This window comes from Bradyrhizobium hereditatis (genome assembly GCF_020329435.1).
Classification (GTDB): Bacteria; Pseudomonadota; Alphaproteobacteria; order Rhizobiales; family Xanthobacteraceae; genus Bradyrhizobium; species Bradyrhizobium hereditatis.
Genome location: NZ_JAGKJK010000002.1, coordinates 360,347 through 374,226 on the forward strand (window position 1 = coordinate 360,347; position 13,880 = coordinate 374,226).

The following is a 13,880-nucleotide window of genomic DNA, read 5'->3' on the forward strand; positions in this document are numbered from 1 at the left end:
CTGCCTCGATTTTTTCTTAAGTGCGCATCACCTCGGCGAGCGGCGCAGCAGGCTTTTCCTGCACCCCTGCCCTCACCGGATGTCGTGCGCTGGCGCTCTTGATGAAGCCGCCGCCGAGCACGCGCGCCTGTCCTGAAGGCGCATCGTAGAACACGCAGGCCTGGCCGGGCGATACGCCCTCTTCGCCCGCAACGAGTTCGACCTCATAGCCGCCATCGACCGCGCGCAGCCAGGCCGGCTGCGGCGCACGCGTCGAGCGCACGCGAACGAACATCTCGATGCCGTCGCCGATCACGCGATCGAGCGCGCCATCGCCGATCCAGTTGACGTCACGCAGCAGGATGCGATCCATACGCAACGCCTCGCGCGGGCCCACCACGACGCGGCGGCTGGCCGCGTCGAGCTTGACGACGTAGAGCGGCGCGCCCGCGGCAATGCCCAGTCCCTTGCGCTGGCCGACGGTGAAATGAACGATGCCTTGATGACGGCCAATCACGCGGCCTTCGAGATCGACGATGTCGCCGGGCTCGATCGCGCCAGGCTTGAGCCGGCCGATGATGTCGGTGTATCGCCCGGTCGGCACGAAGCAGATGTCCTGGCTGTCCTGCTTCTCCGCGACCTCAAGGCCGAAGCGCCGCGCCAGTTCGCGCGTCTGCGGCTTGGTCATGTCGCCGAGCGGAAAGCGTAAGTAGTCGAGTTGCTCGCGCGTGGTCGCGAACAGGAAATAGCTCTGGTCGCGATCGGCGTCCGCCGCGCAGACCAGCGCGCGCGACCCGTCGGCGAGACGGCGCGAGGCAACATAGTGACCGGTCGCAAGCGCCTGTGCGCCCAGTTCGCGCGCGGTCGCCAGCAGGTCGCGAAACTTGATCGATCGGTTGCACTCGATGCAAGGCACCGGCGTTTCGCCGTGCGCGTAGCTGTCGGCGAAATTATCGATCACGGATTCGCGGAAGCGGCTTTCATAGTCGAGCACATAGTGCGGAATGCCGATCCGTTCGGCGACGTTGCGGGCATCGTGGATGTCGCGCCCGGCACAGCAGGCACCCTTGCGATGGGTGGCCGCGCCGTGGTCGTAAAGCTGCAGCGTGATCCCGACCACGTCGTAGCCCTCGGACTTCAGCAAGGCAGCCGTCACCGACGAATCGACGCCGCCGGACATGGCGACGACGACACGCGCGTCCTGCGGACGACCTTCGAGATCCAGACTGTTTCGCATGCCAGGGGTCATCGACTTCAATCGCGGATCGCGCCAGGCGCCCCGCGGTCAGGGTTGAAAAGCCTTTATACATAAGGCTTTAGGGTGTCATCCGGCCATTCCGGACCGGATTGGACGCCGCTCTTTAATATAGGCCGTATTCCTGTGAGGCAATCAGCCGAACCCCATTTTGGAGCGGGTCCAGGACGGCAAATCTTGCCGCCGGGCAGAAAAGGCGGTCGAAACCATGCCACGCCACTAGGCCACACTGTATGTAAGCATTTGAAATTACAAGGTAATATTTGCACCGCCAACTGGCCCGGTCCTTGCTGAAGGGTAGCTGAGAGCTCAGCACGAGGGTCGCCCGTGGTAAGTGTCACGTCAGAAGTATTGGCAAACGCTTCTTTCCACAGCGCGGCGGCGAAGTCCGCCCGGCCGGACCCCGATCCCCCGGCCGGAAACGACAGCTTCGCGGCGCTGGTCGACAGCAACGCGGCGGCGAACCGCAACGATAACCGCGCGCAGGAGTCAGCGCCCGCGCCACGCCGCTCCGACGACACGCCGGCGTCCGGCAACCGCCAACGCGATAACGCGGCCGCATCTGACAAGGCGGACAAGGCTGCGCGCAATGATGATCGCGACGCTGCCGCCAAGGCCCGTAATGACAAGGCCCGTAACGACGACAACGCGCGCGAAGACGGCAAAGCCGACGCCAAGACCAACACCGACAACACGGCCAACACCGACAGCAAGACGACAACAACCCGCCGCGGCAAATCGAAGTCCGACGCGCCGACGTCCGACAAGGCGACGTCTGACGAGACGGCGCAGGCGTCTTACGGCGACGCTTCATCGGGAGCCGATCAGACCGAGACGACGGCACAGAACGGAACGGCCGTGATGACGGCCGACGCCGTCGCCGCCGCAATCCCCGCTGCCGAGGCGCCGGCGACTTCCGCGACACCCGCAACCGACAAGGCTGCAGCCCCGCTTGCTATAGCAGCAGCTGCGATCGCAGCTTCCGCTTCGATTGCCGCCGAGACCGCACCGGCCGCGCCCGCCGCGGGAACAACCTCACCCGCAAGCACGAACACCGCGCAGGCAGACACCGCCGTCAAGGCAAACGCGCAAGGCGGCGTAGGCCAGGCTGTCAGCGCGCAGGCCACATCCGGCGATCCGTCCGTCACAGGTGGCCTCGCCCATGCTGCTTCGGTCGTCGCGGCGACGCCGGCCGCAACAAGATCCGCCGTGCTATCCAAGGGCCCCGATCTCGACAAGAAGAGCGCCACGACGGTCGTCGAGCAGCCCGGCACCATCGACGCCACCGACACCGCGTCATCTGCCGCAGACACCATCGTGTCCGCCGTCACCGCGCCGACAGAAGCTGTCGCCAAGCCGAAGGCCGAGAACGGTATCGCCGACGGCGTGAAGGCCGACGCGTCAGCCAACTCCATCGCACCGCCGTCCAGCCACGCGAGCCCCAATGCCAACGCGCATCTTGCGGCTCCTGACATCGGCCAGACACCGGTCAATGCCTTGGGCAATGGCCTGCAGGCGACCGGCACGATCCCGACGCAGCCGTCAGCCGCTCACACCACGACGCCCGTCGCCACTTCTCAACTCACCGCGACCGCCGCCACCGGCGCCGCCGTGCCGGTGAGCGGGCTTGCGATGGAAATCGCCGCATCTGTCAGAAGCGGCAAGACCCGCTTCGAGATCCGGCTCGATCCTGCCGAGCTCGGTCGCATCGATGTGCGCATCGATGTCGATCGCAATGGCCAGGTGACGTCGCACCTGACTGTCGAACGCCCGGAGACGCTCTCGATGCTGCGCCAGGATGCCAACCAGTTGCAGCGTGCACTCGACAACGCCGGGCTCTCGACCGGCAATGGCGGCCTGCAGTTCAGCCTGCGTGACCAGTCCTCGCAGGGCCAGAATGACGGCAACCAGTCCAATCCCAACGCGCATCGCATCGTCGTCAGCGAGGAAGACAGCGTGCCGGCTGTCGTCGCCGGCCGCAGCTATGGCCGCATGCTCGGCGCGAGCGGCGGCGTCGACATCAGGGTCTAAGCGGAGATCACCATGGCAGTTGATGCAACCATGCCGACGCCCGTCGTCTCGGCACCTGGAACCGGAAGCGCGACGAGCAACAATACCGCGTCGGAAAGAACGACGGGTATCGCGGATAATTTCCAGACTTTTCTGACGCTGCTGACCACGCAGCTCCAGCACCAGAATCCGCTGGATCCCCTCGATACCAATCAGTTCACGCAGCAGCTTGTGCAGTTCGCCGGCATCGAACAGCAGCTCAAATCGAACGAACAATTGAAGGCGCTGGTGGAGATCGAAAAGAGTGCACAGGCAACCCAGGCGCTGGTCTATGTCGGCAACACCGTTGCCGTTGATGGCAGCAAGGCGCAGTTCGACAAGTCGGCAACCTGGAATTTTAATTCCGAGAAAGACACCACCGCGACCATCACGATCACCAATTCAGCGGGACAGACCGCCTATACCGGCAACTTCACGCTCAAGAAGGGCGGCTCCAGTTTCGTCTGGGACGGCAAGGGCAATGACGGCGTGCAGTGGCCGAAAGGCACCTACACTTTGACCGCCACCGGCAAGGACAGTTCGGGCAACAACGTCGCGATTTCCACCGAAGTCCAGGGCATTGTGGATTCGGTGGACCTCAGCGCCTCCCCGCCGCTGCTGTCGATCGGCGGCCAAAGCTACACCACCGACAAGATCAAGCGGGTGGTCCGCCCGAGCACCTCGAGCTGACCCCTTCGCCCGTCGTATCCCTTAATCCACCCCTTCCAACCCGGTCTTCCAGCGAACGCAAAAGCGGTTCCCGGAAGCCCGGGCCGCAGCCATTTCCAGTCATTTTCAAGGAGATTCGTATTGAAGCCGTAGGCTTAGGTAAATTTTAAGCCGACGGGCGTAGGTTACCGTGGTGAGTTCAGTGGTTGAGAGTTTGTGAGTACGCCATGACAGAACCCCATCGCCCGAGGGTGAAATACGTCATCGGGCCTGACGGCAGTCCGTTAACAATTGCTGACCTGCCCGCGCCCGGCACCAAACGGTGGGTGATCCGACGCAAGGCCGAAGTTGTCGCCGCAGTCCGTGGTGGCCTGCTTTCCCTCGAAGAAGCCTGCAGCCGCTACACGCTGACCGTCGACGAATTCCTCTCCTGGCAGTTCTCCATCGATCAGCATGGGCTGGCAGGCCTTCGGACCACCCGGATCCAACAATATCGGCAGTAAGCTCGCCTGAACCGAAAGATTTGATGAAAACCGGCTTCGTTTTGCGAAGCCGGTTTTTTTCATGCCGGGAACTATTAGCGGCGCTTTAACCGTCGTTAACCATATGGAAACCATCCCCTAGGCAATAATTGCCCAGTCGGTCCCTGGGGCCGAATCCTGGGGGCGGTTGGTGCAAAGTCTCGTTGCTTTTCTGAAAGGCCTTGGCGCGGCACGGCTGATGGCCATGGTCGCGGTGACGACCGCGCTGATCGGCTTCTTCGCCTTCGTCATCATGCGCGTCACCACGCCGCAGATGACCACCCTGTTCACCGACCTCTCCTATGAAGACTCCTCCAGCATCATCAAGGATCTGGAACGCCAGGCCATTCCCTTCGAGCTGCGCAACGAAGGCGCGGTCATCATGGTGCCGAAGGACAAGGTCACGCGCCTGCGGATGAAGCTTGCCGAAAGCAATCTGCCCAAGGGCGGCGGAGTCGGCTACGAAATCTTCGACAAGTCGGACGCGCTCGGCACCACAAGCTTCGTCCAGAACATCAATCACCTGCGCGCGCTAGAGGGCGAACTCGCCCGCACCATCCGCGCCATCGACCGCATCCAGGCCGCTCGCGTCCATCTGGTGCTGCCGGAGCGCCCACTATTCGCGCGCGAGGCGCCGGAGCCGTCGGCCTCGATCGTGGTGCGGGTGCGCGGCAGTCTCGAGCCGCAGCAGATCCGCGCCATCCGCCATGTCGTCGCCTCAGCCGTCAACGGGCTGAAGCCGCAGCGGGTCTCGATCGTCGACGAAGCCGGCCGCCTGCTCGCCGATGGCGCCACCAAGGATGCCGAAATCGCAGTTGGCGACGAGCGCCGCACCGCCTTCGAAAAGCGCATGCGCAACGAAGTCGAGGCGATCGTCTCCTCGGTGGTCGGCCAGGGTCGCGCCCGCGTCCAGCTCACCGCCGACTTCGACTACAACAAGATCACCCAGACCTCGGACAAGTTCGATCCCGAAGGCCGCGTGCTGCGCTCCAGCCAGACCCGCGAAGAATCCTCCGCCAGCGCCGGCGACGGCGGCCAGGTGACCGTCAACAACGAGCTGCCCGGCAATCAGGCCAACAGCACCACCACCGCCCGCGACCAGAGCAAGAAGAGCGAAGAGACCAACAATTACGAGATTTCGCGCGTCACCAAGACCGAAGTTACCGAAGCCGGACGCGTCAACCGGATCTCGGTCGCGGTGCTGGTGGACGGCTCCTACACCAAGAACGAAAAAGGCGAGATGGTCTATCAGGACCGTAGCAAGGAGCAGCTCGACCGGATCGCCGCCCTGGTGCGCTCGGCAATCGGCTTCGACCAGAAGCGCGGCGACCAGGTCGAGGTCGTCAACCTGCGCTTTGCCGAAGCGCCGACGGTGCCCCCGGTCGTCGAGCCCGGCGGGCTGCTCGGCTTCCTGCAATTCACCAAGGATGACGTGATGCACGTCATCGAGCTCGGCGTCATGATGCTGCTCGGCCTTGTGGTGCTGTTCCTGGTGATCCGGCCGCTGGTCAAGCGCATCCTCGCCGCCGAAGTCGTCCCGGGGCTGACCGAAGCGCCGGCCTTGATCGAGGGCAGCGGGCCAAACGGAGAACTCGGTCCCGGTCAGGCGCTGATCGCCGGCACCAGCGGCACCGCCCAGTTGATCGACGTCGCGCAGGTCCAGGGCCAGGTCCACGCCCAGGCCGTGCACCGGGTCGGCGAACTGGCCGAACGCAATCCAAACGAGACCGCCTCCATTGTTCGGCAATGGCTGAGCGAACCTGCCGAGACCTGACATGGCCGCCGTACCCCAGCAAGCCAGCAACGCCAACGACATCACCACCGTCATCTCGGCGCTGGCGAGCCGTCAGAGCAACCGCCCCAAGACCAAGCCGCTGAGCGGCCCGAAGCGCGCCGCGATCCTGATGCTGGCGCTCGGCGAACAATATGGCGGCAAGGTGTGGTCGCTGCTCGACGACGACGAGGTGCGCGAACTGTCGATCCACATGTCGACGCTCGGCACCGTCGAGGCCGAAGTGGTCGAGGATCTCTTGCTCGAATTCGTCTCGCGCATGTCCGCCTCCGGCGCGCTGATGGGAACCTTCGACGCCACCGAGCGGCTGCTGCAGCAATACCTGCCGGCCGAACGCGTCACCGGCATCATGGATGAAATCCGCGGTCCCGCCGGCCGCAATATGTGGGAGAAGCTCTCCAACGTGCAGGAAGAGGTGCTCGCCAACTACCTCAAGAACGAATACCCGCAGACCATCGCGGTGGTGCTGTCAAAGCTGAAGCCGGAGCACGCCGCCCGCGTGCTGGCGATCCTGCCCGAGGACCTCGCACTCGATGTCGTCGGCCGCATGCTGAAGATGGAAGCGGTGCAGAAGGAAGTCATCGAGCGCGTCGAGCAGACGCTGCGCACCGAATTCATGTCCAATTTGTCGCAGACCCGCCGCCGCGACGCGCACGAGGTGATGGCTGAGATCTTCAACAATTTCGACCGCCAGACCGAGACTCGCTTCATCACTTCGCTGGAAGAGGAAAACCGCGAATCCGCCGAGCGCATCAAGGCCCTGATGTTCACCTTCGACGACCTTATCAAGCTCGATTCCGCCTCGGCCCAGACGTTGATGCGCAATGTCGACAAGGACAAGCTCGGCATCGCGCTGAAGAGCGCCAACGAGGAGGTGCGCGCCTTCTTCCTCGGCAACATGTCGTCCCGCGCCGGCAAGATGCTGCTCGACGACATGGCCGCGATGGGGCCGGTGCGGCTGCGCGACGTCGACGAGGCGCAGGCACTGCTTGTCAACCTTGCCAAGGACATGGCGGCACGCGGCGAAATCACTCTGACCAAGAACCGCGCCGACGACGAATTGGTGTACTGATGGCCGCGCCCGCAAAATTCCTGTTCGACACCGACTTCGCCGCACCCGACAAGGCGCGCGAACGCGCGGCAACCGCCGCCGAGATCGCGCAGAAGGTCGCGGAGGCCGAGGCACGAGCCTACCGCGCCGGCTACGAAGCAGCCCAGCACGAAGCTAAGGTCGAGAGCGATCGCCGCTCGGCGCTGGCGCTGGAAGAGATCGGCATCACGATTAAGGGCATCGCCACGCGTTTCTCCGCCATCGAGGCCAAGATGGAGACCGAGGCGGTCGAGGTCGCGGTTGCGGTGGCGCGCAAGCTCTGCACTGAACTGGTCGCCCGCGAGCCGCTCGGCGAGATCATGGCGCTGGTCAGCGACTGCTTCTCACACCTGGTTGCTACCCCGCATCTCGTCGTTCGCATCAACGACCAGCTCTATGAAGCCACCCGCGAGAAGATCGAGCGGCAGGCGGCGCAAAGCGGCTTCGAGGGACGGCTGGTGATCCTGGCCGAGCCCGGCATCGCCACCGGCGACTGCCGGATCGAATGGGCCGACGGCGGCGTGGTACTGGAACGCGCGGCCATCGAGGCGAAAATCAGCGAACTTGTCGGACGCTATCTGGCGTCCCGCGATCAGGCCGGAATGTGAAGGCCATGAGGACTGAACCATGAATGACATCGACGCACAGGTACCGCTTCCCGATCTCAACGCCGCCGACGCGCCGCCGGTCGACGACCTCGCCTACAACGAGGACGAAAATGCCTCGCGCATCGCGGCCGACCTCGAGGCCGTGTTCGACGTCCCCGTACAGGTATCGGCCGTGCTCGGCCGCTCCAAGATGGATGTCGGCGAGCTGCTCAAGCTCGGTCCCGGCACCGTGCTCGAGCTCGACCGCCGCGTCGGCGAAGCCATCGACATCTACGTCAACAACCGCCTGGTGGCGCGCGGCGAGGTCGTGCTGGTGGAAGACAAGCTCGGCGTGACCATGACCGAAATCATCAAGGCTGAACGCAACTAACAATTTTGGCGATACGCGCTCCGATGGCGCGCACAGACGGACAGGAGACAGACATGCGGCTTCTTATCGTTGGCACATTGAAGGGCCAGCTCACGACCGCCACCAAGATCGCGATGGCAAACGGGGCGTCCGTGACCCATGCCGAAGCGATCGAACAGGCGATGGCCGTGCTACGCGGCGGCAAGGGCGCCGACCTGCTGCTGGTCGATGTCGGCCTCGACATCCGTGACCTCGTGATGCGGCTGGAAGCCGAGCACATCCACGTCCCAATCGTGGCCTGCGGCATCTCGAACGACGCCCGCGCCGCGGTGGCCGCGATCCATGCCGGCGCCAAGGAATACATCCCGCTGCCGCCCGATCCCGAGCTGATCGCCGCGGTGCTCGCCGCCGTCGCCAACGACTCCCGCGATCTTGTCTATCGCGACGAAGCCATGGGCAAGGTGATCAAGCTGGCGCAGCAGATCGCGGGCTCGGATGCTTCCGTGATGATCACCGGCGAATCCGGCACCGGCAAGGAAGTGCTGGCGCGCTATGTCCACTCCCGCTCGAACCGCGCCAAGCGGCCGTTCATTTCGATCAATTGCGCGGCGATCCCCGAGCATCTCTTGGAATCCGAATTATTCGGCCACGAGAAGGGCGCCTTCACCGGCGCGGTCGCCCGCCGCATCGGCAAGTTCGAGGAAGCCTCCGGCGGCACGCTGCTGCTCGACGAAATCTCGGAGATGGACGTTCGCCTGCAGTCGAAACTCTTGCGCGCGATTCAGGAGCGCGTGATCGACCGCGTCGGCGGCACCAAGCCCGTCCCGGTCGACATCCGCATCATCGCTACCTCGAACCGCAACCTCGCAGACGCCGTGCGTGAAGGCTCCTTCCGCGAGGATCTGCTGTTCCGCCTCAACGTCGTCAACCTGAAGATCCCGCCGCTGCGCGACCGCCCGGCCGACATCCTCGAACTGGCGCAGCATTTCGCCAAGAAATATGCGGAAGCCAATGGCGTGCCGCTGCGCCCGATCTCGGCCGACGCGCGCCGCGTGCTGACCTCGAACCGCTGGCAGGGTAACGTTCGCGAACTGGAAAATACCATCCACCGTTCGGTGCTGATGGCGCAGGGCGACGAGATCGGTCCCGACGCGATCGTCACGCCCGACGGCGATCGCCTCGATCTCGCCAAGACCCCGCCTGCGGTAGCGCATGCGACCTTTGCCGCCGAGCAGGTCACCCGCGCGCTGGTCGGCCGCACCGTCGCCGACGTCGAGCGCGACCTGATCCTGGAGACGCTCAAGCACTGTCTCGGCAACCGCACCCACGCCGCCAATATCCTGGGCATCTCGATCCGCACGCTGCGCAACAAGCTCAACGAATATGCCGACGGCGGAATCCCGATCACGCCAGCCGGTGCGGGCGGCGAGCACCAGCGGTTTGTCACGGCGGGCTAGCAGTCCCCGCCGTCATTGCGAGGAGCGCAAGCGACGAAGCAATCCATGCCACGGCATAACGGATAGCTGGATTGCTTCGCTACGCTCGCAATGACGTTGAAACAGCCGAATAACTCGGCGCATCCGGCTTGCGGAAGATGTGAATGGGATCGCCAGGCTGCAAATCGCGCCCGGTGAAGACGGCATAGGCATACAGCGCGAGGTAAGCGACCGCTATCGCGCCGACTGCGTAAAAGACCCAAACTCCGATCCGCTTCATGGCGGATATCTAGAATGCCAGGCCGCAAATAGCCAGCCCGTCCGCCAAGTGATATCGGCGGAAAATCCTACCCCGCCGCTAACTTGGCCGCCGGCGCGACGTTGATCGCTAGCTTGCCGTAACGATCCCTAAACGCCTCGGTGTCGATCTCCTCGAGCTGGATCGCCCCGCTCAGCACGCCCTTCTTCCATTCGTCATGCTCGGGGTCGTGCTGGAACTCGGGCATGACCTCTTTGGCGAACAGCTCGAGCGACTCGCAGATATGCTCGTGGGTATTCTTGCCGGCCTGATTGAGCAGGATCACCTGGTCGATGTGCGAGGTGCGGAAACGCCGCAGCTTTTTGCGGATGGTTTCCGGCGATCCGATCAGGCCGCCGCGCAGCGCCGCCTCCTGCGCCGCCGGATTGTCGCGCTTCCATTTGTTGTACTCGTCCCACATGTTGACGGTGCCGGGATCGGGCCGCTGGCGGTTCTGCGACTGGCCGTAATAGCGCAGCGCGAACTGGAAGAAGGTGGCGCCGTCGGCGCGGCGGCGCGCCTCCTCATCCGTTTCGGCGCACATGAAGAACGACACCAGCGCCATGTTCGGATTGATTTCGTAGTCGGCAAGCTTCTTCAGCCGCTTGGTGATCGCGTTGTAGTAGGCGTGCACCCAGGCGTGCGCCGCTTCCGCACTGACGAACTGGAAGCCGAGCGCGCCAAAGCCGTTCTGGCCGGCACGTTCGATGGTCGGCAGTTGCGAGCACGCCATCCACAGCGGCGGATGCGGCTTCTGCACCGGCTTCGGCACCACGTTGCGCAAGGGAATGTCGAAATACTTCCCATGGTGCTCGGTGCCGACCTTGGTGAACATCGGGAAGATCGCCTGCACCGCTTCCTCGAACACCTCGCGCTTGGTTTCCATGTCGCGGCCAAACGGCGTCAGCTCGGTGATGGAGGCGCTCTCGCCCATGCCGAACTCGCAGCGCCCGTTGGAGAGGAGATCGAGCACCGCGACGCGCTCGGCGACGCGCGCGGGGTGATTGGTGGTGAGCTGGAAAATGCCGTGGCCGAGCCGGATGTTTTTGGTTCGCTGGCTGGCGGCGGCGAGAAAGGATTCCGGGGCGGGCGAGTGCGAATATTCCTCGAGGAAATGATGTTCCACAACCCAGGCATAGTCATAGCCGAGCCGGTCGGCGGTCTCGAGCTGCGTCAGCGCGTTCTGGTAGAGCCGGAGCTCGTCGCCTTCTTGCCATGGGCGCGGCAGTTGCAGCTCGTAAAAGATGCCGAATTTCATGACGCCTCCCAAGGACTGCTTGTTGTTTTCAATCAGTGTATTCCCAACGCGCCCCAAGTCCAGTCTCGACCGCGCGACGGCAATTCCGTGACGCGGAAGCAGCCTTGCATGGAGCGCGCGAATGGTTAGCTTTACGCTTCCATTGAGTCGCGGCCTTCCGCCCGCTGCTCTTTTCATCCGGACCACATGACTATTTTTACGCCGCATCAGGACTCCGCGCTGAAAGCCGTCGGCGACTGGCTGAAGGCCAAGCCCGGCCGGAACGGCACGCCGCCGATCTTTCGCCTGTTCGGTTATGCTGGCACCGGCAAGACCACGCTGGCGCGGCATATCGCCGAGGGTGTCGATGGTGAGGTGAAGTATGCGGCCTTCACCGGCAAGGCAGCGCTCGTCATGCGCAACAAGGGTTGCGACAACGCCTCCACCATCCACTCGCTGATCTATCGCGCCAAGGAATCCGGCGTCGAGCAGCCGAGCTTCGAGCTCTGGGACGATGCGCCGGCCTCGAAGGCGAAACTGATCGTGATCGACGAGTGCTCGATGGTCGACGCCGAGCTCGGCCGCGACCTGATGTCGTTCGACTGTCCGTTGCTGGTGCTCGGCGATCCCGCGCAATTGCCGCCGATCCAGGGCGGTGGCTTCTTCACCAATTGCGAACCCGACGCGATGCTGACGGAAGTGCATCGCCAGGCGCAGGACGATCCGATCGTGCGGATGTCGATGGATATCCGCGAGGGCCGCGAGCTCGAAATCGGCCGCCACGGCCAAAGCGAGGTGGTGCCGCGCAGCGAGCTTGACCCGGAGCGCGTGATGAGCGCCGACCAGGTGCTGGTCGGCCGCAACAACACCCGCCGCGCCTACAACATGCGCATCCGCCAGAAGCAGCACATCGAGGATCCCCTGCCGGTTGCCGGCGACAAGCTGGTCTGCCTGCGCAACAATCGCAAGAAGGGCCTGTTCAACGGCGGGTTGTGGCGCGTGAAGTCGCGCACCCAGCCGCGGTCGAAATCACAGATCCTGACCATGCGGCTCTCGCCCGACGAGGAGTTCGGCCACAAGCTCACCAAGGTCTCGGTGCGCCATGATTGCTTCGAAGGCGGCATCGAGGCGATCCCGTGGGAGCAGCGCAAGCCTTATGACGAGTTCGACTACGGTTACGTGCTCACTGTGCACAAATCGCAAGGCTCGCAATGGGACGACGTCGTGCTGTTCGACGAGAGTTTTGCATTCCAGGACAGCCGGGCGCGGTGGCTCTACACGGGGATTACGCGAGCGGCGAAGCGGCTGAGTGTCGTGGTGTGACTTGTCGTGCCACAAGGAGGTCCTCATCCTGAGGAGCCGCGAAGCGGCGTCTCGAAGTATGGGCGGCTACGGACCGCATGGTTCGAGACGGCGCTAAAGCGCCTCCTCGCCATGAGGGTTGAGAGAAGCGCGCGCCTCCCCACAATGACGCTGGCGCGTCACTTCCCCGCCACGAAGTAAAAATCCTCGCGCCCGGGCAGCGAGCCTTAGGTGAACCGCTGCTGCGTCCGGTTGGTCGCCTTCCAGACATCGTCGCGGACGATATCGAACAGCTTGCGAACTTCGATCTTCGGCTCTTCAGGCTGATCATCCCCGGTTCATTGTGGGAAGACAGGCCCGCAGCGGTCAAGCGGGACCGATCGCCCTGCCCTTAAGGCCTTGCGCGGGCGCAACCTTATTCACGAACTCGTGTGACGCCGCCCGTAACATTCCGCATCCCCCGCCGTATGTTGGTCATCGGAAAGAATTGAGCCGATTGCGAAACGCCTGACACGCTCTAGACTGCCCCACAACCATTGCCGAAAGAGGAAACCATGTCCCCTCGCCATTTCAGCCGCTTATCGCTGTGCGCTGCCGCCATCGGCGCGCTGGCCATTGCCGCTGTCGCCATCAGCCCCGCGCGCGCCTCCTCGGAAGCCGTCATTATTCCGCCTCCCGCTATCGACGTTCAGGCCGCCGACGGCATCCAAACCGCGGTGATCGCCGGCGGCTGCTTCTGGGGTGTGCAAGGCGTCTATCAGCACACCGCCGGCGTGCTCAACGCAGTCTCTGGCTATTCCGGCGGCAGCAAGATGACCGCGAACTACACCATGATCGGCACCGGCACGACCGGCCATGCCGAGGCCGTCGAGATCAAGTACGACCCGAAGAAGATCAGCTATGGCAAGATCCTGCAGATCTTTTTCTCCGTCGTGCATGACCCGACGCAACTGAACCGCCAGGGCCCCGACGTCGGCACGCAATATCGCTCGGCGATCTTTGCCGTGAACGACGAGCAGAAGAAGGTGGCGGAGGCCTATATCGCCCAGCTCAACGCCGCCAAGGTCTACAAGAAGCCGATCGTGACCAAGGTCGGCCCACTGCAGGCGTTCTTTCCGGCGGAGGACTACCACCAGGACTACCTGACCCTACACCCGAACCAGCCCTATATTGTCTTCAACGATCTTCCGAAGATCGAGAATCTGAAGAGGATCTTTGCGGAGAATTATATCGAGAAGCCGACGCTGGTGAGCAAGGCCAAGGCTACGAATTAAGGCAACGAACTAAGGAGGCTG

At 63.7% G+C, this 13,880-nt stretch carries 13 protein-coding genes; 10 read left to right on the forward strand and 3 right to left on the reverse strand.

The genetic code is table 11. The features are described 5' to 3' along the window. Nucleotides 1-16: 16 nt before the first annotated feature. Complete coding sequence (gene mnmA / locus J6524_RS07005) at nucleotides 17-1,216, reverse strand: tRNA 2-thiouridine(34) synthase MnmA (RefSeq protein ID WP_225669639.1); 1,200 nt, start codon at nucleotides 1,214-1,216, stop codon at nucleotides 17-19. A 369-nt stretch (nucleotides 1,217-1,585) separates the two neighbouring features. Between mnmA and J6524_RS07010 the strand changes: the two genes are divergently transcribed. From J6524_RS07010 to flbD, 8 genes are all read left to right on the forward strand, one after another. Then, nucleotides 1,586-3,265: a flagellar hook-length control protein FliK gene (locus tag J6524_RS07010; protein ID WP_225669640.1), complete on the forward strand. Its 1,680-nt coding sequence runs from the start codon at nucleotides 1,586-1,588 to the stop codon at nucleotides 3,263-3,265. Nucleotides 3,266-3,277: 12 nt separating this feature from the next. Next, the gene (locus J6524_RS07015) at nucleotides 3,278-3,973 is read left to right on the forward strand and encodes a flagellar hook assembly protein FlgD (RefSeq protein WP_225669641.1); all 696 of its coding nucleotides are present in this window, start codon (nucleotides 3,278-3,280) and stop codon (nucleotides 3,971-3,973) included. A 206-nt stretch (nucleotides 3,974-4,179) separates the two neighbouring features. Beyond that, nucleotides 4,180-4,455: a CtrA inhibitor SciP gene (sciP, locus tag J6524_RS07020; protein ID WP_002714638.1), complete on the forward strand. Its 276-nt coding sequence runs from the start codon at nucleotides 4,180-4,182 to the stop codon at nucleotides 4,453-4,455. A gap of 169 nt (nucleotides 4,456-4,624) precedes the next feature. After that, nucleotides 4,625-6,247, forward strand: a complete 1,623-nt coding sequence (gene fliF, locus J6524_RS07025) for a flagellar basal-body MS-ring/collar protein FliF (protein ID WP_225669642.1) — start codon at nucleotides 4,625-4,627, stop codon at nucleotides 6,245-6,247. Nucleotide 6,248: 1 nt separating this feature from the next. Further along, the gene (gene fliG / locus J6524_RS07030) at nucleotides 6,249-7,337 is read left to right on the forward strand and encodes a flagellar motor switch protein FliG (RefSeq protein ID WP_225669643.1); all 1,089 of its coding nucleotides are present in this window, start codon (nucleotides 6,249-6,251) and stop codon (nucleotides 7,335-7,337) included. Next, a complete protein-coding gene (locus J6524_RS07035; protein WP_225669644.1) occupies nucleotides 7,337-7,963 on the forward strand; it encodes a FliH/SctL family protein in 627 nt (208 codons plus the stop codon). Before fliG ends, J6524_RS07035 begins: the two co-directional genes overlap by 1 nt. Before the next feature lie 19 nt (nucleotides 7,964-7,982). Further along, a complete protein-coding gene (fliN, locus tag J6524_RS07040) occupies nucleotides 7,983-8,333 on the forward strand; it encodes a flagellar motor switch protein FliN (RefSeq protein WP_225669645.1) in 351 nt (116 codons plus the stop codon). Nucleotides 8,334-8,386: 53 nt separating this feature from the next. Continuing rightward, a complete protein-coding gene (flbD, locus tag J6524_RS07045; RefSeq protein WP_225669646.1) occupies nucleotides 8,387-9,769 on the forward strand; it encodes a sigma-54-dependent transcriptional regulator FlbD in 1,383 nt (460 codons plus the stop codon). Between the two features lie 79 nt (nucleotides 9,770-9,848). Here flbD and J6524_RS07050 read toward each other — a convergent pair whose 3' ends face one another. Continuing rightward, complete coding sequence (locus tag J6524_RS07050) at nucleotides 9,849-10,028, reverse strand: hypothetical protein (RefSeq protein ID WP_225669647.1); 180 nt, start codon at nucleotides 10,026-10,028, stop codon at nucleotides 9,849-9,851. 67 nt (nucleotides 10,029-10,095) lie between these two features. Beyond that, complete coding sequence (locus J6524_RS07055; protein ID WP_225669648.1) at nucleotides 10,096-11,304, reverse strand: LLM class flavin-dependent oxidoreductase; 1,209 nt, start codon at nucleotides 11,302-11,304, stop codon at nucleotides 10,096-10,098. A gap of 186 nt (nucleotides 11,305-11,490) precedes the next feature. On the opposite strand from J6524_RS07055, the gene J6524_RS07060 reads away from it, so the two are divergent. Continuing rightward, nucleotides 11,491-12,606, forward strand: coding sequence for an ATP-dependent DNA helicase (locus J6524_RS07060; RefSeq protein ID WP_225669649.1), 1,116 nt, complete (start codon nucleotides 11,491-11,493; stop codon nucleotides 12,604-12,606). Between the two features lie 533 nt (nucleotides 12,607-13,139). Further along, nucleotides 13,140-13,859: a peptide-methionine (S)-S-oxide reductase MsrA gene (gene msrA / locus J6524_RS07065; protein WP_225669650.1), complete on the forward strand. Its 720-nt coding sequence runs from the start codon at nucleotides 13,140-13,142 to the stop codon at nucleotides 13,857-13,859. Nucleotides 13,860-13,880 lie beyond the last annotated feature (21 nt).